The sequence below is a fragment of the Nostoc sp. DedQUE05 genome (assembly GCF_034530955.1).
GTDB lineage: Bacteria > Cyanobacteriota > Cyanobacteriia > Cyanobacteriales > Nostocaceae > Nostoc.
Genome location: NZ_JAVRCB010000007.1, coordinates 168,423 through 189,851 on the forward strand (window position 1 = coordinate 168,423; position 21,429 = coordinate 189,851).

Annotated in this window: 20 protein-coding genes; 11 read left to right on the plus strand and 9 right to left on the minus strand. The window is 40.2% G+C overall.

The genetic code is table 11. The annotated features are described in order from the left end of the window. The first annotated feature begins 95 nt into the window (after positions 1–95). From kaiB to RMZ42_RS07510, 6 genes are all read left to right on the plus strand, one after another. Positions 96–410 (plus strand): circadian clock protein KaiB, encoded by a 315-nt coding sequence (kaiB, locus tag RMZ42_RS07485; protein WP_322670816.1) that lies wholly within the window; start codon positions 96–98, stop codon positions 408–410. Positions 411–486: 76 nt separating this feature from the next. Next, complete coding sequence (gene kaiC, locus RMZ42_RS07490) at positions 487–2,049, plus strand: circadian clock protein KaiC (protein WP_322670817.1); 1,563 nt, start codon at positions 487–489, stop codon at positions 2,047–2,049. A 103-nt stretch (positions 2,050–2,152) separates the two neighbouring features. Continuing rightward, positions 2,153–4,411, plus strand: coding sequence for a TolC family protein (locus tag RMZ42_RS07495; protein ID WP_322670818.1), 2,259 nt, complete (start codon positions 2,153–2,155; stop codon positions 4,409–4,411). Between the two features lie 478 nt (positions 4,412–4,889). After that, positions 4,890–5,267: a hypothetical protein gene (locus RMZ42_RS07500; RefSeq protein WP_322670819.1), complete on the plus strand. Its 378-nt coding sequence runs from the start codon at positions 4,890–4,892 to the stop codon at positions 5,265–5,267. Between the two features lie 306 nt (positions 5,268–5,573). Further along, positions 5,574–6,083, plus strand: a complete 510-nt coding sequence (locus RMZ42_RS07505) for a hypothetical protein (protein ID WP_322663882.1) — start codon at positions 5,574–5,576, stop codon at positions 6,081–6,083. A 206-nt stretch (positions 6,084–6,289) separates the two neighbouring features. Then, on the plus strand, positions 6,290–7,069 hold the full coding sequence (locus tag RMZ42_RS07510) for a photosystem II S4 domain protein (protein WP_104909074.1): 780 nt from the start codon (positions 6,290–6,292) through the stop codon (positions 7,067–7,069). Between the two features lie 165 nt (positions 7,070–7,234). Here the strand turns inward: RMZ42_RS07510 and RMZ42_RS07515 are convergent, their stop codons facing one another. From RMZ42_RS07515 to RMZ42_RS07550, 8 genes are all read right to left on the minus strand, one after another. Then, a complete protein-coding gene (locus RMZ42_RS07515) occupies positions 7,235–8,011 on the minus strand; it encodes an SDR family oxidoreductase (protein WP_322670820.1) in 777 nt (258 codons plus the stop codon). 119 nt (positions 8,012–8,130) lie between these two features. Further along, positions 8,131–8,343, minus strand: coding sequence for a hypothetical protein (locus RMZ42_RS07520; protein WP_322670821.1), 213 nt, complete (start codon positions 8,341–8,343; stop codon positions 8,131–8,133). Between the two features lie 23 nt (positions 8,344–8,366). Further along, the gene (locus RMZ42_RS07525) at positions 8,367–8,924 is read right to left on the minus strand and encodes a hypothetical protein (RefSeq protein ID WP_322670822.1); all 558 of its coding nucleotides are present in this window, start codon (positions 8,922–8,924) and stop codon (positions 8,367–8,369) included. A 631-nt stretch (positions 8,925–9,555) separates the two neighbouring features. Next, positions 9,556–10,161 carry an exopolysaccharide biosynthesis protein gene (locus tag RMZ42_RS07530; protein WP_322670823.1) on the minus strand — a complete coding sequence of 202 codons (606 nt, stop codon included), beginning with the start codon at positions 10,159–10,161 and terminating at the stop codon, positions 9,556–9,558. Between the two features lie 124 nt (positions 10,162–10,285). Then, positions 10,286–11,170 carry a lipid kinase gene (locus RMZ42_RS07535; RefSeq protein WP_322670824.1) on the minus strand — a complete coding sequence of 295 codons (885 nt, stop codon included), beginning with the start codon at positions 11,168–11,170 and terminating at the stop codon, positions 10,286–10,288. 792 nt (positions 11,171–11,962) lie between these two features. Continuing rightward, on the minus strand, positions 11,963–12,139 hold the full coding sequence (locus tag RMZ42_RS07540) for a hypothetical protein (RefSeq protein ID WP_194044777.1): 177 nt from the start codon (positions 12,137–12,139) through the stop codon (positions 11,963–11,965). A 49-nt stretch (positions 12,140–12,188) separates the two neighbouring features. Then, a complete protein-coding gene (gene arfB, locus RMZ42_RS07545; protein WP_289797303.1) occupies positions 12,189–12,605 on the minus strand; it encodes an alternative ribosome rescue aminoacyl-tRNA hydrolase ArfB in 417 nt (138 codons plus the stop codon). A 47-nt stretch (positions 12,606–12,652) separates the two neighbouring features. After that, on the minus strand, positions 12,653–12,907 hold the full coding sequence (locus RMZ42_RS07550; protein WP_289797304.1) for an RNA-binding S4 domain-containing protein: 255 nt from the start codon (positions 12,905–12,907) through the stop codon (positions 12,653–12,655). A gap of 664 nt (positions 12,908–13,571) precedes the next feature. Between RMZ42_RS07550 and dpdE the strand changes: the two genes are divergently transcribed. From dpdE to RMZ42_RS07575, 5 genes are all read left to right on the plus strand, one after another. Continuing rightward, on the plus strand, positions 13,572–16,880 hold the full coding sequence (dpdE, locus tag RMZ42_RS07555) for a protein DpdE (RefSeq protein ID WP_322670825.1): 3,309 nt from the start codon (positions 13,572–13,574) through the stop codon (positions 16,878–16,880). 225 nt (positions 16,881–17,105) lie between these two features. Continuing rightward, entirely contained in the window at positions 17,106–17,912 is an 807-nt protein-coding gene (locus RMZ42_RS07560; protein WP_322670826.1) for a GIY-YIG nuclease family protein, read from the plus strand. Beyond that, the gene (locus RMZ42_RS07565; RefSeq protein WP_322670827.1) at positions 17,902–18,402 is read left to right on the plus strand and encodes a DUF3850 domain-containing protein; all 501 of its coding nucleotides are present in this window, start codon (positions 17,902–17,904) and stop codon (positions 18,400–18,402) included. The genes RMZ42_RS07560 and RMZ42_RS07565 overlap by 11 nt, the downstream gene beginning before the upstream one ends. A 138-nt stretch (positions 18,403–18,540) precedes the next feature. Continuing rightward, complete coding sequence (locus tag RMZ42_RS07570) at positions 18,541–19,092, plus strand: ATP-binding protein (protein WP_322670828.1); 552 nt, start codon at positions 18,541–18,543, stop codon at positions 19,090–19,092. Positions 19,093–19,549: 457 nt separating this feature from the next. Continuing rightward, positions 19,550–20,353, plus strand: a complete 804-nt coding sequence (locus RMZ42_RS07575) for an oxidoreductase (protein WP_322670829.1) — start codon at positions 19,550–19,552, stop codon at positions 20,351–20,353. A gap of 28 nt (positions 20,354–20,381) precedes the next feature. On the opposite strand, the gene RMZ42_RS07580 is transcribed toward RMZ42_RS07575, so the two are convergent. Continuing rightward, a complete protein-coding gene (locus tag RMZ42_RS07580) occupies positions 20,382–21,401 on the minus strand; it encodes a tRNA-dihydrouridine synthase family protein (protein WP_322670830.1) in 1,020 nt (339 codons plus the stop codon). Between the last annotated feature and the right edge of the window lie 28 nt (positions 21,402–21,429).

Here is a 21,429-nt window from a genome sequence, read left to right on the forward strand (position 1 = left end):
CTCTGTGTTCAACTGGGAACAAGCTACAACTGTGAGTAACGATGCATAGAAAAATATTTATTGTATTTCTCTGATAATGATTAGTTATTAAGTATATGAATAAAGCCAGAAAAACCTACGTTCTCAAGCTTTACGTAGCAGGTAATACTCCTAATTCAGTCCGGGCATTAAAAACACTTAAAGAGATTTTAGAACAGGAGTTTGAAGGGGTTTATGCTTTAAAAGTGATCGATGTACTGAAAAGCCCGCAACTGGCGGAAGAAGATAAAATATTGGCCACACCAACATTATCTAAAATTTTGCCTCCACCCGTTCGCAAAATTATTGGGGATCTTTCAGATAGAGAAAGAGTGTTGATTGGATTGGATTTGCTCTATGAAGAACTGAGTGAAGAAGACTTTGAAGAGTAAATTTTTCATCATAAAAAATTAATTCAAAATTTTAGTAATAAAAAAACAGGTTTTAATCCCCTTTTGTGATCGAGCAATGAGTGAAAAAGAGCAAGTAGAACCAAAACAACCACCGATAATTAGGGGTGTAGAAAAAATTCGGACGATGATCGAAGGGTTTGACGATATTAGTCATGGTGGTTTACCAATTGGTAGAACTACCTTGATTAGTGGTACATCCGGCACAGGCAAAACCTTATTCTCTCTTCAGTTTCTCTATAACGGTATCACCTACTTTGATGAAGCAGGAGTATTTGTAACCTTTGAGGAATCACCGAGTGATATTATTAAAAATGCTAATATTTTTGGTTGGAACTTGCCCCGCTTAATTGAAGAAGGCAAGTTGTTTATTCTTGATGCATCTCCCGATCCAGAAGGTCAAGATATCGTGGGAAATTTTGACCTTTCTGCACTCATTGAACGCTTGCAATATGCCATCCGCAAATATAAAGCTAAACGAGTTTCAATCGACTCAATAACAGCAGTATTTCAGCAGTATGAAGCGATGGGAGTAGTGCGACGCGAAATTTTTCGTTTGGTAGCACGTCTCAAACTACTGAGTGTCACCACTCTAATCACCACTGAACGTAGTGAAGAATACGGGCCTGTTGCCTCTTTTGGAGTGGAAGAATTTGTTTCCGATAATGTAGTAATTGTTCGCAACGCTTTAGAAGGAGAACGCCGCCGCCGCACAATTGAAATTCTCAAATTGCGCGGCACAACTCACATGAAAGGCGAATATCCCTTCACAATTACTAATGAAGGAGTTAACATCTTCCCACTCGGAGCAATGCGCTTGACTCAACGTTCTTCTAATGTCAGGGTATCTTCTGGCGTCAAAACTTTAGATGAAATGTGCGGTGGGGGTTTCTTTAAAGATTCAATTATTTTGGCGACAGGAGCTACAGGTACTGGTAAAACCCTGTTAGTAAGCAAATTTATTCAAGATGGCTGTCTCAATGGAGAACAGGCGATATTATTTGCTTATGAAGAGTCACGCGCCCAACTATCTCGTAATGCTTCCTCTTGGGGAATTGATTTTGAAGAATTAGAAGATCAAGGTTTACTCAAAATAATTTGTACCTATCCTGAATCAACTGGTTTAGAAGACCACTTACAAATTATTAAATCAGAAATTGCTATTTTCAAACCTGCTCGGATTGCCATTGATTCTTTATCAGCACTAGCTAGAGGAGTTACGAATAATGCATTTCGGCAGTTTGTAATTGGTGTGACAGGTTATGCTAAACAAGAAGAAATTACTGGTTTTTTTACCAACACAACCGACCAATTTCTAGGAGCGCATTCGATTACTGACTCTCACATTTCCACGATTACCGATACAATTCTGATGTTACAGTACGTAGAAATTCGTGGAGAAATGTCGCGGGCAATTAACGTATTCAAAATGCGCGGGTCTTGGCATGATAAAGGCATTCGTGAGTATAATATTACTGCTGATGGGCCCGAAATTAAAGATTCTTTCCGAAACTACGAACGGATTATCAGCGGTGCTCCTACTCGCGTTAATATCGATGAAAAGGCGGAACTTTCTCGCATTGTTAGACGTTTTGAAGACAAACAGAGTTCCGAACCCTAAATTTAGTATCGTAGTATATTCTTTCCTAAGTTTAGTATCGTGCTATATTCTGTGGTGAAGAAAGGTTTTCTGCCGCTAGATTGATTTTCGTGTGAGGGATGCGGTGAAAGGACAGCAATTATTTTATAGCTTCTTACCTGGTGTAACGGCAGCAGTTTTAACAACTCAGCCTGCTTGGGCTGGTACTGCGAAACTAACTAAGATACAACTGGCATCTTCTCCTAGTGTTTTGACTTCTACTTATGGTCAAGGCTTGGTTGTGGATACCATAAAAAATAGGCAACTGCCTAACAGTGCAAATGTTAGTGTTCCAACCCTAGTACCTGCTTTGGGTTTTACTAAACTTAGTGTGAAACCTTTAAGTAATAACAGTATTCCAGTATTTACGGCTGAAAATACTGTTGTGCCAATAAAACAACTACTTAAGAAAGATAAAGGTAGATTTTTTAGTTTGACACCTACCTCTAATTCTTCCCAAGCTCAAAAGAACCAAAAACAGAGTAATTCGAGTGCTTCTGGGCAGAAATTAAAGAAGATACTAGTTCCCAACTATACTTCAAAAACCCCATCTGTCCAAAAAGAAATTTTGTCCCTGTCTTCTTTCCAGCAGCCAGTGGTTCAAAAGAAAAATACTGTTACTCAGTTGCAAACATTTTTACAAACTTCAACCACAGGTGCAGGAGCAGCAAAACTGTTGTCAGCGCAGAGGTGTCCACAAGAGTTGAGCAAAAGCAAAACTGACTCCTTGACTGTGCTGCTAACCTCAAGCACCTGCTTACAACAAAATGCTATTGGTCGCTTGGCTCAGAGTAATACCACGATTCCGACAGATTCGACGCCAATCACTGCGCCAGGAACTGTAACTCCTGCACCAGGAGGTTCGACGCCAATCACTGCGCCAGGAACTGTAACTCCTGCACCAGGAGGTTCAGTGCAACCTTCTACTGTGCCAGGAACCGTAACTCCTGTGCCGTCAGGGTCGGTGCAACCTTCTACTGTGCCAGGAACCGTAACTCCTGTGCCGTCAGGGTCGGTGCAAGTTCCAGAGAACCTAATTCCTAACTCAAATCCCCTGCAATTTCCCACCAAACCGGAGGAGGTGCAACTTCAAGGAAATCAGCCGATTACTTTGGCACAGGCTCTGGAGTTGGCACGGCGTAACAATCGCGATCTACAGGTGTCCTTATTGGAGCTAGAACGCAATCGAGCGGTTCTACGCGAGGCACAAGCTGCTTTATTGCCCACTCTGGGACTTAGCACGGATCTGACTCGTGGTCAATCTTCTAGCGGTCAACTTCAGAACGAATTAAGCGGACCGTTTGCCGCTAACCAAGATCGACCCAGTACATCTTTTTCTGGTCAAGCACAACTTTCATATAACCTTTATAGTTCTGGGAGAGTGCAAGCTAGCATCAGAGCGGCTGAAGAACAGGTACGTTACTATGAGCTTGCTGTAGAAACTCAGTCTGAGACAATCCGTTTGAATGTTGCTACTGACTACTACAATTTGCAACAAGCGGATGAACAAGTACGCATTAGTCAGTCGGCTGTGGTGAACTCTGAAGCTAGTTTGCGTGATGCAGAAGCTTTAGAGCGAGCTGGGGTTGGTACGCGGTTTGATGTGTTGCGATCGCAGGTGAATTTAGCAAATGCCCAACAAAATTTAACTAATGCTAGATCCCAGCAGTTGATTTCCCGTCGTCAATTAGCAACTCGGATAAGTTTGCCGCAAGGAATAAATATCAGTGCCGCTGACCCTGTACAATTAGCTGGTCTTTGGAACCCAACCCTAGAACAAAGTATTGTGTTGGCTTATCAAAATCGTCCGGAACTGCAACAGTTTTTGGCACAACGCAATACTAGTGAGCAACAGCGTAGACAGGCTCTTGCAGAACTGGGCCCCCAAGTTAGTTTGGTCGCCAGCTACGACCTGCTCGATCAGTTCAATGATAATGTCAGCGTTACTGATGGTTATTCATTCGGAGTTAGGGCAACCCTAAGTTTGTTTGATGGCGGAGCAGCAAGAGCAAGAGCATCTCAACAGAGAGCTAATATTGCGATCGCAGAAACTCAATTTGCTGAACAGCGCAACCAAATTCGGTTTCAGGTAGAACAAGCTTATTCTACCCAGCAATCTAGTTTGGAGAATGTTCAAACCGCTAATACCGCTTTAGAACAAGCCAGGGAAGCTCTACGTTTAGCGCGTTTGCGATTCCAAGCTGGTGTAGGTACTCAAACTGATGTGATTAACTCTGAAAACGACCTCACACAAGCTGAAGGTAATCGAGTTACAGCAATTTTGGATTACAACCGCGCTTTAGCTCAGTTACAACGGTCTGTTACCCTCAGAGCATTCCGCTAATTAGCTGAAACTCAACTGAATCAGTATTTTTGATTGCTGTTGTGTTTTGTAATCCACTTTGCACCTTCTATCAGAGGATCGCAGATTCCAGTAACGTTTTTGATAAAAAGCTAGCTAAAAGCCTCATTTATTCAGTGTATTAACTGGAAAGATGAGGCTTTTTAGTCCAAAAAGCAATATTGTAAATTGTAATTTTTGAGAAATTATTTAGCGATCGCTAAAGAATTACGCCAACAAAATCTGAAGGGAAAGAGTTGTTTCAATACTTGTCGGGTTTTGGGGAAAAGGGGAAAGAAAAAACCTTTAACCTAAACCCAGTAACCTTTTCCCCAAATCCAATTCCGAGTTAAAAATCCAAAACCCCAGCAGTATTGAGAGTTGTTTTTGTGAGATATGTATTGGACTTAACAGATAAGCGCTATAGTCAAATTTGGACTAACATAACTGAGTGTTCGCTCGCTTGCCTCGTCAAAGACTCATGACTAAAGTAACATCTCAAGAAATTGCACAGTTTCGCTCTCAATTGGCAGACGATCCTAGCGATATGGAAGCGCTGGATTTAATTGAAGACTGTGATGGAGATTTGGAAGATGCAGCGATGACGCTAGCTATCCGAGCAGGACAACAACCAGAAAGAGCAAATTCCGAGTGGTTAGATGCCTTGGCTAGAAAATGGCGTGTGGTCGTTTGCGAACCAGAATATCGAGAAGATTTGCTTAATACTTCTCTTGTGAAGATGATGGAACATCTAAAAACAACGCCAACATTTCCTAAGATTTTGGCAACGCCAGTTTTGCTATATGTCCTCAAGCAAGGCGTAAACAATTTTTGTGAGCCACTAGATTTGCTAAAATGATCGGCCCGCATTTTAATCGTGAGATTAAAATCGCGGCTACGCAAACATAGACGCAAAGGGGCTTCAAAGCTCTTAATCTGACCCTAGTCCGTGCAGACAGACTAGCCTGTGGGAAGACTTTCACTGCGTTTGTGTAGTCCTTTTAGTGCTTTGGTGCAAGATGTGAGCCTCGTAACTTCTGATGTAAGTCTTGGAGTAATTCAGGTGTATGACTTCTAGTCATGCGAGGTTCAATCCACCAGGACTGATACGCTGTTAATTAAGGCAAAACTTCTATTAAACAAATTTAGACAAATTGTAAAATCAATGAATTACCTTGTTGCCGTATTACCAGACCGCATTCAAGCCGAAGCTGCTTACTTAGCTTTAGAAAAAGAAGGCATTAACAGCACTATTTTGGGAAGGGGGTATAAAACGGCTGACGAGTTTGGCTTAATTGACCCCAAAGAACAGGCTAAAAAGCAAGCAAAACAAATGGCAACTTGGCTGATACCATTTGGCTTTTTTGCAGGTTTTACATTCAGCCTGATTACTGGTTTAGATACTTTTGCTTGGGCGGGTGAAGTTGGCAATCACATTGTTGGCGGACTGCTGGGTGCTGCTAGTGGTGCAATGGGTGGTGTATTTGTCGGTGGCGGAGTCGGTTTACTTGTAGGTGGTGGTGATGCTTTACCTTATCGCAACCGCTTAGATGCAGGTAAATATTTAGTCGCCGTTCAAGGTTCTGAAACTCTGACTCGCCAAGCAACCAAAATATTACGTCAGTTCGATCCAGAAAATATCCAAGGTTATGCCGATACAAATACTGTGTATTGAATAAATCATAGTTTACAGATCGCGACACAGAGGCTTGAGTTACTTTCCTGTTCTTTGAAGATGGCTTAAGCCGCTGCGATCGCCAACAAATCTCAAGTAGAAAGGTTAACCCAATCTGGACAAGAACTATAGAAATGGGAATTAAAGCTAGAATCAAGATAGTTATAGCAAATTAATTCTCAATTAATAACTGATAATTTTTAAGAATGTTGCCACGAGAAGAACTTTTAAAAGGTGTTGAAAATCGAGATAGTGTAGCTCGTGCAATCGATCAAGCAGAGCAAGCGATCAAAACTTGGGAAGTGGTTTTGACAGATTTTCTATCTCCGCCAGAATTGGCAGAAATTCAACGAGTGTTTAACCGATTAACAGAAGTGCAATTAGTTGCGTGGGGTGGATATCCGCAAGCTGAACGCCAAAGAATAGCGATCGCTCGTTCGGAACTTCCCTTAGATCAATCTCAAGTCAGCCTTGTAGCCGTAGAAATTGCTGGTAATTTCCTGTTTGATACCGCCTCTCACCGCGACTTTTTAGGGGCAATGTTAGGGACGGGAATTGTTCGCGAAAAGACAGGAGATGTGATTGTCTTAGGAGAACGGGGGGCGCAGGCGATTGTTGCACCAGAATTGGTAGAATTTTTGTCCATGAGCCTCAAACAGGTGCGATCGGTTCCTGTGAAAACTCAGCAGATTGAGCTAACAGAATTAAAGGTTCGGGAACCCAAGAAAAAAGAGTTAACTACTGTGGAGGCTTCTTTAAGATTAGATGCGATCGCATCTGCTGGTTTTGGTATGTCCCGCAGCAAAATGGTTGATTTCATCGATGCTGGTGATGTCCGCGTCAATTGGAAGGAAGTTACTCAAGCTAGTTCTCAAGTCAAATCAGGCGACTTAATCGCCATTCGCTCTAAAGGGCGTTTAGAAGTTGGAGAAATAGCCGTTACCAAAAAAGAGCGTTACCGAGTTCAATTAACAAGATATATGTAATAAGTGAGGAGTGAAAAGTTAGGAGTGAGTAGTTTTAAATACATCAGTTTATTTAACTTCAAATTCCAAACTCTTGTACAGACGGGATTCATCGCGTCTCTTAACTCCAAACTCTTGTACAGACGCGATGAATCATGTCTCTATTCCTAAATAAATACTTAATACTTAGGCTTTAAAACGTTTCGCTAACATATTCAGTAGAAGTTTGCGCGGTACAAGCCGAGATAATTTGCTTCTAATTTGAGTAGTACTATCAGAGCTAATAACAGTTGGATAGCCTTTTTCTAAAGCCTCTAAAGATTCCCAAACCACTTTTTCGCAAGAATAAACTTTATCTGTACTACCTGCCAGCGCTGGAGGAAAATTAGCTTCTGCAAAAAAGTTTGTTTCTATTGGCCCTGGACAAGTCACTAAAATACGGACACCATACTGATAATTTTCTGCCCATAATGCTTCACTAAAGCTGAGAATAAAAGCTTTACTAGCAGCATAAACAGAAAGGTATGGTATTGGTTGAAATGCGGTAATCGAGGATACGTTAATAATACTTCCAGAACGACGTTGCCGCATCAATGGTAGAAATTTGTGGGTTAAATCTACCAATGCCAAAATGTTCAATTGTACGATTTTGACTTGTTTTTCTCCATCTCCTTCAGCAAAATCTCCATAGTAACCAAAACCAGCATTGTTGATTAATAAGTCAATGGTTAATCCCTTTGATTTGGTGGCATCAAATACACTAGCTGCTGCATTAGGTTCTGTGAGGTCTTTTACTATAACGTCTACTTGAATGTTGTGTTGTTCTTGTAGTTGTTTAGCTAATTGGTTTAGTTTCTCTTCAGAACGAGCAACGAGTACAAGATTTGTCTTGCGTGCAGCTAGTTCTTGAGCAAAGGCTTTACCAATACCACTAGAAGCACCAGTAATTAAAGCAGTTGACATTCTACATATTCAGATAATTTTTAAGCACTTATAAATCTTACCTATGTTGACTATAAGTTTTAACTACCCAAAGTGATATATCCAAAAGGGTAAAAGCAAGACTTAGTGACTTTTGGAAACTATATTAATTCTCCAAATATACCGATATAGGAGATTCTTAAATCTTCTTCATCTGTATATTGAATAGACGAGTCGATTTTTTCTGATAATTCTGCGTACTGACGCGATCGCTCAAATACAATTTGAGAGTTCAAATGCTTAAGATGAGAAAATATTTGCTTCCGTTGGCTTCGTCTAATTCGGTCACAAATAATGATTTTTATAATAGCCATTCAAATTCATTTTGAATTGCCAATTACCATTTTTCAGACCAATAGATAATTTCTGAAGTGGAACTATTAATAGCAACGCCGTAGCTGTCTCCATGATTCCACTTAAAGCCAGGTCTACCTTTGTCATCTGTATTTAATACCAATATTTCATAAGTAGCTGGAAAAGATTCTGTAGGAGAATCACTAGTATAGAAGAAAGTTGTCGGCACACCGTTAGGTTGGTTTATGTGGTCGTTTGTATCACCACCTATATATTTGTGCTTGGCACTATTTCTATATTGTGAAAGTAATTTTTCTATCTTCTTTGGTGGCTCTTTTAACCTAATTTGAAAAAAACTACTTCCTTGTAAAACTTTGGGAGAGTAAGCGATGCGAACGTCTTTAGCATCAGGGGGAATCTCATTAGGAAAATGTTTTATTTGGTCATTTTCAGACCATAGTTGATTACGAATTTCTTTATAGCGTGATGTATCAGTTATAATTTTAGGCTCACTAGTACTGCTAAAAGTTGTTCTCAGAAAAAAGCTTCCCCCGACAATACTAAGACTAGCAAGGGCTAATAGAAATTGCGATCGCTTCATCAAGTTGGGTGTATCTAACTTTTATAGTCATATACCCAACTAATAAACTAAATTCGTACTATTGCGGATATCGAATCAGAGATATTAACAGAAACTTTGTGTATTTAGAGGAAAATTGCGATAATTGTAAAATTAATGTGAAGTTAGTCAATGATTACCTAGTCAAATACCGTAGGTAATCCTGATTGAGTCCAGTACTACCGTTTTAGCTAACGAAATCAATTCCACAGCTATCCATTTTTTCCAATTCTTCCTGATGCAGCAATAACTAAAGCGGATATATAAATAGTAGATGCACCTTAATTAAATTACAGCCTTCAGCTTTTAGTTGAGGGCTTTTTTTTATGGCTGATATTTTTTATTCTGAAATAAAATAAATTTACTCAAAAGTCTAATTTTCCCGGATATGGCAATAAATAAAGCGGATTAATAAATGGTAGATGCACCCTAAGAATTTACAGCCCTCAGCCAAAAGCTGGAGGCTTTTTTATTGCTCATACTTTTTTCGCGAAAAAAATAAATTTTATTAAAAGTCTAATTTTCCCGGATATGGCAATAAATAAAGCGGATTAATAAATAGTAGATGCACCCTAAAAATTTCCAGCCTTCAGCTTTTAGTTGAAGGTTTTTATTATTTTAATATCGATGGCAGTAAACTGGGAGCTAACCACAATGCATAACCAATAAATCCAAACAGCAAAGTAATCACGGCAGTAATGCCGTAGCTGATGCAAATTAATAAACCGTCAGATTCGATGGTGGCAACAGTCAAAAGTAAAATACCGATAGTCGGGATAGGATTTGTAAATGGAATTGGTAATATTAGTAATACTGTTAATAAAGAAATACAAAACCCATTAATTCGCCAAACTAAAGGATTATGAGCTATTTTTGCTAATCGGGGACGAGCTATTTTCTGGAAAACTTTGGTAAGCCGTCCCAAATTTTGCAAAAGTAACTGGGCGAAGGAACGAGGAAATTTATAGTTAGCGATTCTTTTCGGTAGCCAAGGCGATCGCCTTCCTAAAACCATTTGCACTGACAACAGTAAACAAGCACCACCAAATGGGCCAGTTAATCCCGGTGGCATAGGAAGCAAAAAAGGCAAAACTAATAATGTAATTACCAGACTGAAGCCCCGTTCTGAGGTTTCTGTCAGAATATCGCCTAGAGTCAGCGGTTGTTCAGCTAGGCGTTGCAACAGGGATTTTATATCTTGAGAAAATCTCAGATGCATTTGGCGTGAGTTGATGCGAGTTCCCTCTTTGTAGTAGAGGAAGATGAGAGAGAATAACTTCTAAACTTTGCCAATTTTAGATTTTGAATTTCAGGAAAATCTAAAATCTAAAATTGAATGACTCCTAACTCTTGCTTTCTGGGGGTACAAAAACAGCTATAGCTTTAGGTATAACCCGAAAATGAGCAGGTGTGTAGGTAGTAATTTCACCATCTGTATTGATAGGGCGAGGTTTGCGAGTATGTATCTCTATTTCTTGACCTTGATGGGAGCGTACACTTTGCCAATGTATATGTCGCCCTCGTCGCATTGCAGGTAATAATAATATAACCTGCCACCAGTGTTCAATCTCCAAGCTATAAAGGTCTAGCCTTTGATCGTCTATTGTGGCATCGTCAGCCACTGCCATACCACCACCGTAATAGCGGCCGTTACCGACTGCAATTTGAACTGTTTTGACGCGAACCAATTCATCGTTGATTGTAATTTCTGCTGTAAAAGGTCTGGCTTCCAAAAGCACTTGCAATGCAGTGGCAGCATAAGCAAATACTCCCCAGCGGCGCTTAACTTCTTTGGTAAGTCGTTGGGTAATTTTTACACTCAATCCCATACTGGCAACGTTAAAAAAGTGCTTGCCATTCACACAACCCAAGTCGATACGCTGTAAATGTCCATCTCCAATAATTTTGCAAGCTTCGTTGAGGGTATTTGGGATTCCCAAAGTTCTCGCTAGATCGTTGGCAGTTCCCAGAGGCAAGATTCCCAAAGGTAACTGAGTCTCAATTAAAGCATCTACGGCAGCATTTAGAGTACCATCTCCTCCGCCAATAATTACCAAGTCAACTCGATCCTTATGGCGAAGTATAACTTCAGCAAGATGTTTGGGATCTTCTGTAGACTCCTCAATTAAATCAAAGCCTAATGTTTTCAGACTTTGAATCGCTTCCGATAGACCCTTTTGCCCTTGGCGAGCATGACGATTTACTAACAGCAGTGCGCGGGAACTCATGGGTAGTACCTTTTGTTGTTGATATGTCCAATTATCCGCATGTATGTATTCTGTTTGATGTTGACTTTAAAAAAGTGTTTAGGCTGTGATGAAAGTTATTACAAATTCATTTTCATAACATTTATTATATTGTGACTATTAATTTTTAATTTTTCTTTTTCTTTAGTTTAGCTCTACTAGACCTCAGTGTGTTTATCTTCAGCAAATATAATTATTACTCCTCAGTTAAATGAATTTTAGGTGTTTTTATTTATCAAATAGCGAGTTGTTCAAATATTATTATGCCAAACGCAAGAGATATTTTTCATTAAAATAGATACATTTACAGCAGATTGCAACTTTGTGAGGTACAGATTATTTTAGGACTTACGCAAGTGTCACAAAAAAATCTGATTTGTAGTTTTTAGTAAGGGTTTTAGCCCTTATTTTGAAGACTAAAGTCCTCTCTGTGAGACGCTACGCGTAGCTTGCTTCCCCGGAGGGGTACACTACGAACTGAAAATAATATGCCAGTTGCGTAAGTCCTGTATTTGTAAGGGCACAACAATGTTCATAGGTGTAAACTTAAGCTAAAAGCTTTGTCAAACTCTTGTTTCTAGCCTCTTGGCTGGAAATGCACTTCAATTGGGCTGCTGCCGCGAGTTCGGGAGGCGGAGCCTCTAGAACAGCATTCCCAGTCTGAGACTGGGAACGAGACGAACGCTGTTTATAGCGCTTCTGTGTTGAATCCAATACGGCGCTAGTTGGTTGCTTAACGGCGAGAAATCCCTATCTTGATTTGGAATTTTGGTTTTATGACTTTTTCGGGTCGGTGTTGCGACCAATAATTGCTTGAAACACGTCCCCTAGTAAAAAGAAAAATGCCGCAACTAACACTACAAGCATTAAACCTGCAAGGGCCGCAAAGGGAGAGATGATAAACAAGATTAAAAGTGCAAACATCAAAATCTTTAGTAATGTCTTATTCATCTTTTTTCATATTGAATAATATGTGTGTTCTCTACAAATAATCAATGAATTAACAATCTGTCACCTGTCTTCTGTTAGATTTAATCTGTGCGCGCTTACTTTTGTGGTCAAGGCGTTTTCTTTGAGAACTGCGAGTTGGTTTAGTGGGTTTGCGTTTGATTGTTACGACAACTGCGCTTTGAATGAGTTCTTGAAGTCGTTTCAAGGCTGACTCGCGATTGTTCTCTTGGCTTCGATGTTCCTGGGCTTTAATTACAACTACTCCTTCTTGGTTAATGCGGCGATCGTTGAGCTTTAAAAGCTGTTGTTTATAATAATCTGGTAATGATGAAGCCGCAATATCAAAGCGCAAGTGGATAGCGGTAGAAACTTTATTTACATTTTGTCCTCCTGCTCCTTGCGAGCGAATCGCAGTAATTTCAATCTCAGTCTGTGGGATAATAACATTATTGGAAATTTGCAGCATTACTCACAAGGCAAAAGAGAAACTTGTAACTTTGGGATAAACTTTCTTTATTCGGTTTGCTCGGCTAAATCTATCATTACATCTGGGTCTTCATTGTTGTTCAAATTCACTTCTAAAGTCTGTCCTTGGATTGTCACTTTATCGCCCGGTACTAGTCGCCGTCCTCGTCGAGTTTCCAGCATCCCGTTTACTTGGACATCACCACCTTGAATCATCAGCTTGGCTTGCCCTCCAGTTGGCACTATACCCATCAACTTTAAAAATTGATTTAACTTAATTGTGTTGTCTCTAATTTTCTTCATAGTAAATAAATGTACACAATCTTAATTGTATCGTGGTCTTCTCAGAGGATGTTTGAAAAGTCATGATTGATGTATTAAATATTTTTTTACCCCTCCCTAACCCTCCCCTTTACAAGGGGAGGGAACCGGATTTTTCTTGTTTCCCCCTTTTATAAGGGGGGATTAAGGGGGGTAAAAACGCAATTAAAAGCACAGTCAACCACTTTTCAAACAACCTCTCAAGCCAAAGCGTAAATCTGTTACACCATATAATCAGCTAAGTACAGTATTTGATTAATTCGTAGCAAATTTAGTTTGGCAATACCCTGCAATGCGATTGCATCGGCAAACAATGCCATTACGTTAGCCTGCATTTAATAACGTTTCGCTTTTACGCAAAACTTTGCTGAGAAATGTGAATTTACAGCAGTTTTCATTTAATTGAACTGTATATGTTGTAGAAGCACAACAATGCTGTACCTCTACTGTGTGGTGTATTTACCTGAAAATTGCTAATTTTATTAATTGGTTGTGATGGAGCGACGCCGAGTAGCCCGTCGTAGATATCGCCCTAACAAAAACTGTAATACCAGTTATTATCTATAATGTTGATCGACAAAACTGCCAGATATGGGCTAAAAACTAGTCTGGAAGGTTCTTTTAGTGTGTTCAGGGGACTGGATCTATGATTAAGCTTGGTTTATTGGTACAGTCCCAGAATAACTCTTTGGGTATCGGAAAAGTTACGGAAATATCTGATACCAATGCAAACGTTGAGTATTTCTGCTCTATAGGCCAACGTCTCCAAAAAACTTTACCTTTAAGTTCGCTCTCTCAAGTTAAGCTGGAACCCCAGGCTCGATGCTATATTAAGTCCCAAACTCAGGATAAATGGATAGTGGGCAGAGTTTTTATCTGGGATGATGATACAGAAATGTATCAAATTGATTTACCAGATAAGAAAACTGCGATCGCATCTGTTGAAGATATTTACGTTCGTTGTAATCTACCAAATACAGACCCCATCCAAACTCTGGCGATGAAGGGTCACGAAACGCCTTACTTCCACGACAAAAGATTGGCTTTCGTGAAATCCTTAATTCAGCAACGCGCGGTGAGTCGCGGGATGACGGGACTGATTTCGGCAAATATTAATCTTTATCCTCACCAAGTTGAAGTAGTGCGGCGGGTACTGGAAGACCCAATTCAACGCTATTTGCTAGCAGATGAGGTGGGACTGGGAAAAACCATTGAAGCGGGTGCGATTCTACGTCAATTCCTTCTCGATGAACCGAAAAAAAATGCGGTGGTATTAGTTCCGCAATATTTGCTCAAACAATGGCGGACTGAGTTAGAAAACAAGTTTTACATCTCCCATTTTGGCAAACGGGTAGCGGTGCTGGCGGTTGAAGATATCCATAAAATCAACCTGAAAGCGAAGATAGGCTGCTTAATTTTAGATGAAGCCCATCATATCGCAGCAATGGCTACCTCTAAGGATGCAACAGTGCGCCAGCGTTTTCAGACTTGCAAAGAACTGGCTCATAAAAGCGATCGCTTACTTTTATTATCTGCCACTCCGGTTCTCAATCACGAGCAGGATTTTCTGGCCATGTTGCACTTGCTCGACCCGACAACCTATAAAATTGGCGATCTAGAAGGTTTTCGCGCCAAAGTTGAAAGCCGTCAGCAAATTGGTAAACTTCTGCTTTCTTTTAAAGAAGGTGCAGAACCAGAGATTCTCAAAAGCAACTTGCAGCAACTACGAAAACTCTTGGCTGAGGATAAGTATTTACTGAAGCTGGCGGATGATTTGGAAAATTTACCAGCAAATTCTCCTGAGCAAGAGCAAATCGTCCAAGCGATTCGCGTCCATGTCAGCGATATCTATCGACTACATCGGCGAATGCTTCGCAACCGTCGCGCGGCGGTGGAAGATGTGATATTTGACCGCAACTTTACGCCCAAAGAAGAGTATGATTTAGACGAGCGATCGCTTGATATCCACGAACTGCTCAATCAATGGCAAAGTGTTGCTCCTAATGAAAAGCAATATCAGCGAATTTTTCTGCTGTTATTTCTCGCTGCTGGTACTTGGTTAGGGATTTTAGAGCAGGTAATTACGGCGCGTTTAACTGCGAAACCTCATGCTAAACTCATCCAGGAGTTTAAAGAAGATGATGTTCGCCTGTTAACTACAACCCCCAAATTCTCAGGGGAAGAAGAGATTCTCCAATCCTTACTAAAAATTATTCGTCAACCTCAAGAGGACGGACAACGGACGGAAAATTTGAAAACAGTGCTGTTGAATCAGCTAGGCACTTATTTCAAAATTCCCGCAAACGTTCGGAAGAATCAAAAGGAATTCATCACGAGAATACAGCAGAGAATTAAAAGACCAATTACTGGCGATATTCTGCCCAAATTTGTTGTATTTACCAGTTTTGTGCAAACTTGTGGCGAAATTGTCCGGTATTTATCTGATACCTTTGGTGCAGAGACAATAGCCAGCCATCAATTTGGAGAATCACCAGACAAAGTTGAGGAAGGCTTAAATCGGTTCAAGAATAACCCCAACTGCTTTATTTTAGTATGCGATCGCTCTGGAGAAGAAGGGCGTAACCTTCAGTTTGCCGATTGGTTAATTCATTTTGACCTGCCTTGGTCGCCTAATCAATTAGAGCAGAGAATTGGCAGACTTGACCGCATTGGCAGCAAAATTGGCATTCAATCTAGTGCCTTGATTGGCCCATACTTGGAAGATAGCCCTCACAATGCTTGGTATAAAGTATTAAAAGATGGGTTTGGTATTTTCCAACAATCAATTGCTAGTCTCCAGTTTTATGTGGATGAGAAACTTGCAGAATTAGAAACAGTTTTGTTTCAATCAGGTGCGGCTGGATTGTTAGAGATGGTTTCACCAATCCAAGAGCAAATTGAAACAGAAATAGCCAAAATTAGCGAACAAAATGCTCTAGATGAAATTGATGCAAACGATGAAATTGCTACCGAGTATTTTCAAGAGCTAGATAATTACGATGCTCGTCATCTAGAAATGAAACGAGCAATTGAAGGCTGGATTTGCGACGCGCTGGGATTTAGAGGACTGAATAACCCCGATTCATCAGAACTGCGACGTTATCAACCAACAACGCGGACATTGGTGCCGATAAATGATTTACAAAACCGTTTTGCTGAGAGTTCTTTAGACCAATTTGGTACTTATAATCGCAGAGTGGCAAACCAAAATGCTGGTGTTAAACTCTTTCGAGTTGGCGAAGGATTTATCGAAGCACTCTTGAATTATATCAACTGGGATGACCGAGGTGAAGCCTTTGCTTTGTGGCGCACTGATGCATCTTGGGACGCGAAAGAAGGGAAGGAGTGGTTCGGTTTCCAATGCAATTATGTAGTCGAGGCAAATTTAAAAATTGCCAAACAAGTTTTACTAGATAACAAACTAGATAATTCTCAATTCAAAAATTTGCAGCGCCGCGTTGATGCTCTATTTCCACCAATTATAGAAACTATCTATGTTGATGGTCGCAAGCAGCCAATCCGGGTTGTTGAGGATAAAGCACTCTTAAGTATTCTGCAACGTCCATATAAAGATAAAAACAATAATCAAGGACGAGATTACAACTTAGCAAAAGAGCGCTTAGGAATTATTAACGATTTTGTCGATCCTAGTAAATGGCAAAATTTTTGCTATGAAGTGCGTAACACTTCTGCGGAATTACTTTCAAATCGTCCCGATTTTATTGATTTATGTCAAAGTTGTGCTAAAGTCGCCGAAAAGAAATTAGCCAATAGAGTAGAACAATTACGACTACGTTTAAATCAGCAAAGTTGGGATAACGCATTAGCTGAAGAATTGAAGATAGAAACTGCTTTAAATGCAGCCATTCTAGAGGGAATTCGCCAGCCGCTTCTGAGACTTGATTCTGTGGGTTTTATTGTAGTATCGGGGCGATCGCTTGTGCAATTTGAGTGATGTTATGTGCGGTTAAATAGCCATAATACCCGCGCTAACCCCTCCTGCAAAGAGGGGTTAGGTAGGTTTTTTATTCTCGTTATCGTTCGTGCTTGTGGTTAAATGAGCCTAAACAGTTGACAATTACAGCTAAAACTCGTGAGTTAGTTATAATAAATAGCTTAACGCCTTTGCTTATTCCTACTCAGTAAAGTAAGGCAGCATTATGTTTGTCACGCATAAGAGATGGAGATTCAGATAGTTCTTTACATTTATTCATTTCCTTCGTATCTGCGGGAACAGCCACGAGTTAAAATTGGCAGAACTTCTGGCAGTATTGATGCTGATCCTAAAGAATTAGCATTGCAGCGCATACGTGGGCAGATTAGAACTTCACATGCAGAAGAACCTAAATTGTTGGGTGCAGTCAAAGTTCCGGGCGAATGGGTGGAAATAACAATTCATTCCCAATTGAAAAATCAGGGATATCATATTTCAGAAGCACCTGGAATCGAGTGGTTTAGGTTTCCCAATCAAAAAGAATTACAGTATTTCCTAGATAGGATTTATCGAGCTGTAATTATTGATGATTTCTCAGAATTAGGTGGGGGACGAAAAGATATTGAAGGAGACTCATTCGATTCTATCGTTTCTGCATTTGGGGTAAGAAAGCTTAGTGGTAGCGAGTTTAGGCGTGAGATAAAATTAGTCAAAGTCCTTGATGATGAACTATCTCCGCTTTATCCAGGCTTTCCTCAATGGTTCGATAGAACAATGAGCAGTTCAGATGCTGTTTTTAACGTAGCTTATAGAGATAGACAAGCTATTGGAGTTGCTATTTGGAAGCCGAAAGGGAATGGAATAGCAAAACTATCAACTCTTTTTGTTACTGAGAATTACCGACGTAGTTTCCTAATGCCGCTTAGTCAAGTAGTTCATCTAAATGACTTACTCAGCAATGGTGTTCTCAATGGCCCACCGCAAACAATGCACAGCCTTAGTATAGAACGTTATAAACTAGCTGTTGAACTTGGAGGTTTTTATGCAGGTTAAATACATTAAAGCTCTAAGCATCAAACGAATGTATGCTGAACGAATTATTGATGGGACTAAAAAAATCGAGTTACGAAAGCGTTCAATTGGGATGGAATTAGGTGATCTAATTCTTTTGTATGAAACGACACCTGATTCTATTATAAGGGGAGGTTTTATTGCTGATAAAACTATATCCTTACCTGTCTGTAAGATGTGGAGTAAGTATCAGCATATTCTGGGAGTAGACAAAGAGTTTTATGATATGTATTTTGAAAACTGTGAATTTGCATACGGCACTTTTATATATGAAAGCTTTATTTTTCCTTCAATTTCTCTGAAACAAATACACGAAAGTTGCCCTAATTTTACACCACCACAAGCCACAATCAACTGGCGTCAGGATTGGTACATTAAGTCTGAATGGATTGATGCACTTAACAAGGGAAGAAATCAGTTAATGCAGGAAGGGAGACTAAGTGAACAGTTGAGTTTATTTGCATTGCAGTAAATAGAGTCGATTAATTTTACTCGACTTTCAGTGCTAAATAAAATGATCGCGTGATCAAGTGTGTAGAGTTGACGGGTCAATAAATTGTTGTGTATATTTAAACTTATCATGTTTGTTGTTTTTTTATAAATAGACAATATGGTAAAACGGAAAATAATTTTCGTCGGTGGAGTGCATGGTGTTGGTAAAACAACGCTTTGTAAAAATATAGAATCAAGATTTAATATCGAACATTTTTCAGCGAGCAATCTGATTTCCAGAGAAAAGACAGAGGAACATCTTCGTAGCAAACGAGTTGGGAATATTGCCGGAAATCAAGACATTCTAGTAGAAGCGATAAACAAGTATCTAAAGAATGAAAACACGTATTTAATTGATGGACATTTTTGTCTCTTAAACAAGGATAATGAAATCACTAAAGTTCCATACTCAACATTTGAAGGCATTTGCCTAAGTGCTATTATTGTTTTAGTTGACGAACCTGAAAATATTTATACTCGTTTAAGCTCAAGAGACAGTGTTAAACATGATCTAGCTCTGCTGCGATCTTTTCAAAAACAAGAAATTTATAACGCTGAGTACATCAGGGATAAATTAAACATTCCCTATCTAATGTGTAATGCTACTAAGAGTGAAGACAAAATATATACTTTTATTGAAGGTTTAGTGCCTCAAGCAGTATCGGAATGAGAATTTCCTCAGTCTTAGTACACGTCACCGCAAAAAGGGGTCGGAAATAAAAACTGTGATGCTTCTAGACACTGTTTAATTCAAAAAACGAATTCCGTACCTCATTTATGGTGGTCTGTACTTAGTATAATAAAACGTTCAAATCGCCTTGCTTGGATGGGAGCGATCGCTTGTGCAATTTGAGTGATATGGTGTGCGATTAAATAGCTTTGTAATCCTAATTGAGAGCTTGAGATCCCCGACTTTTTCAATAAGTCGGGGATATTTTTGTTCTGGTGTTACTGATGAAATTGCTATAAAAACATATACAGCAGTTCTTAAATAGATGATGTACAAAGTGCAGGACTGCTAAAATTATGTTTTTATTGAGAACGAATAAGATTTAGAAAAAACGTGACTATTAGTCAGGGTGTAATCCATCGCAGTATCAAAGAATTCACAAGCAAAAGGAGAACCGATGACTGATAAAAAGGTCGTGCTAGTAACAGGAGCATCATCTGGATTTGGGCAATTAACCGCTCAAAAGCTTGCTCAAGAAGGTTACTGGGTCTTCGGTACTAGTCGCAAGGAACATCCAACTGTACAAGATGTGGAAATGTTGACACTTGATGTTACCTCCGAGTCTTCAGTACAATCATGTATCAAACAGTTGCTCGCGCGGACTAATCGCATTGATTTACTGATTAACAATGCTGGACAAATTCATGCCAGCATGATTGAAGAAACTTCTTTAGAACAAGCCAAGGAGGTTTTTGAAACTAACTTTTGGGGTGTTGTCCGGGTTAGCAATGCTGTTTTGCCAGTTATGAGACAGCAGCGTAGTGGGCATATTATTAATATCAGTTCAGTGGCGGGATTGATTGGTGCACCAGGCCAAGGTTTTTACAGTGCAAGTAAGTTTGCACTCGAAGGTTATAGCGAAGCATTAAGCGTGGAACTAGACCCTTTCAATATTAAAATATCTTTAATTGAGCCTGGTTACTTTAAGACCAACTTCAACCACGCCATGTTGTCATCCACATTGAATTACGCTGATTACGACAATGTACGCGATGTGATTCGCTCAACTGTTAGTCAAGCAATTGCACAAGGCGACGATCCTGAAAAAGTCGCACAGACGATTCTATTTGCTGCTCGTAGTCGGTCGCCACGATTACGCTATCGTGTTGGCAATGAGGCACAATGGTTGCCTCGCTTAAAAGCAATATTGCCAGATAACTTATTTCGATTTGGTGCGCGCAAGCGGTTGAATTTACCATAAATCACAACCAAATCGACAACGCCCGATATCACACGCTCAAAGAAGGTGCTAGGGCTAAAGTTTTTGTCAGATCGGTAAGGAGAACGCGATCGCACAGGTTAAACAATTCTGCTTCAGTAGAAGTATGTCGCATCAACCGTAAAAAATCACCTTCAGTATCAACACTTAGAGCAATGTAGTTGAGAAACATTTTTAGATAGCCGACGCGCGATCGCTCTGGCATATTTGCTGCTGTGGGGGTTTGCCATAAACGATCGATATAGTTGCGTACCTCCGCCAAAGGAACGGGCGCGATCGGTTCGCAGCGCAAAGCTTGCCGAATTTGATTAAAAATCCAAGGATTCCCGATCGCCCAGCGTCCCACCATCACACCCGCCGCGCCCGTTTGAGAAAGCACTTCAACAGCAGTTGTCGCCGAGTTGATATTGCCATTAGCAAGCACTGGACAATCGACTCGTCTAACTGCTTCAGCGATTAAATCATATTTTACTGCCCCGTGGTACATATCTTTGACGGTGCGACCATGCAAAGAAAGCAAATCAATGCTGTAGCGATTGATTATATCTAGAATTTTGTCAAAATTATCTGTATTTTCAAAGCCTACGCGCATCTTAACAGTCAAAGGGCGATCGCTAACTGCTTGTCGCAATTCTCCTAAAATCCGATCCACTTTTTCTGGCAAGAGTAGCAATCCACCTCCAACATTTTTGCGATAGATTCTAGGTGCTGGACAGCCCATGTTCAAGTCAACTCCAGCGATATTATAGTTGCAGAGTTCCTTTGCTGTTCTGACTAAATCTGGAATGCTTTCGCCAATCATTTGCGCAAAAACGGGACGACCTGTGTCGTTTTCGGTGATGGCTGCTAAAATGCCACGATTGAGCCGTGAAGTATCATTAACGCGGAAATATTCGGTGAAAAAGTAGTCAGGGCTGCCATACTGGGCAATCACCTTCATAAACCAGAGGTTTGTCACATCCTGCATGGGCGCAAGAGCGGTGAGGGGTAGGTGTGGATAGAACGATTGGGGGAGCGATACCTGGGGCATAAAGACGAAGAGCGATCGACAAAGCTCA

Bases quoted from the DNA above. Each gene is read 5' to 3' on its own strand.
- kaiB (WP_322670816.1), top strand. From the start codon at position 96: ATGAATAAAGCCAGAAAAACCTACGTTCTCAAGCTTTACGTAGCAGGT.
- kaiC (WP_322670817.1), top strand. From the start codon at position 487: ATGAGTGAAAAAGAGCAAGTAGAACCAAAACAACCACCGATAATTAGG.
- RMZ42_RS07500 (WP_322670819.1), top strand. From the start codon at position 4,890: ATGACTAAAGTAACATCTCAAGAAATTGCACAGTTTCGCTCTCAATTG.
- RMZ42_RS07505 (WP_322663882.1), top strand. From the start codon at position 5,574: ATGAATTACCTTGTTGCCGTATTACCAGACCGCATTCAAGCCGAAGCT.
- RMZ42_RS07510 (WP_104909074.1), top strand. From the start codon at position 6,290: ATGTTGCCACGAGAAGAACTTTTAAAAGGTGTTGAAAATCGAGATAGT.
- RMZ42_RS07515 (WP_322670820.1), bottom strand. From the start codon at position 8,011: ATGTCAACTGCTTTAATTACTGGTGCTTCTAGTGGTATTGGTAAAGCC.
- RMZ42_RS07520 (WP_322670821.1), bottom strand. From the start codon at position 8,343: ATGGCTATTATAAAAATCATTATTTGTGACCGAATTAGACGAAGCCAA.
- RMZ42_RS07525 (WP_322670822.1), bottom strand. From the start codon at position 8,924: ATGAAGCGATCGCAATTTCTATTAGCCCTTGCTAGTCTTAGTATTGTC.
- RMZ42_RS07530 (WP_322670823.1), bottom strand. From the start codon at position 10,161: ATGCATCTGAGATTTTCTCAAGATATAAAATCCCTGTTGCAACGCCTA.
- RMZ42_RS07535 (WP_322670824.1), bottom strand. From the start codon at position 11,170: ATGAGTTCCCGCGCACTGCTGTTAGTAAATCGTCATGCTCGCCAAGGG.
- RMZ42_RS07540 (WP_194044777.1), bottom strand. From the start codon at position 12,139: ATGAATAAGACATTACTAAAGATTTTGATGTTTGCACTTTTAATCTTG.
- arfB (WP_289797303.1), bottom strand. From the start codon at position 12,605: ATGCTGCAAATTTCCAATAATGTTATTATCCCACAGACTGAGATTGAA.
- RMZ42_RS07550 (WP_289797304.1), bottom strand. From the start codon at position 12,907: ATGAAGAAAATTAGAGACAACACAATTAAGTTAAATCAATTTTTAAAG.
- dpdE (WP_322670825.1), top strand. From the start codon at position 13,572: ATGATTAAGCTTGGTTTATTGGTACAGTCCCAGAATAACTCTTTGGGT.
- RMZ42_RS07560 (WP_322670826.1), top strand. From the start codon at position 17,106: ATGGAGATTCAGATAGTTCTTTACATTTATTCATTTCCTTCGTATCTG.
- RMZ42_RS07565 (WP_322670827.1), top strand. From the start codon at position 17,902: ATGCAGGTTAAATACATTAAAGCTCTAAGCATCAAACGAATGTATGCT.
- RMZ42_RS07570 (WP_322670828.1), top strand. From the start codon at position 18,541: ATGGTAAAACGGAAAATAATTTTCGTCGGTGGAGTGCATGGTGTTGGT.
- RMZ42_RS07575 (WP_322670829.1), top strand. From the start codon at position 19,550: ATGACTGATAAAAAGGTCGTGCTAGTAACAGGAGCATCATCTGGATTT.
- RMZ42_RS07580 (WP_322670830.1), bottom strand. From the start codon at position 21,401: ATGCCCCAGGTATCGCTCCCCCAATCGTTCTATCCACACCTACCCCTC.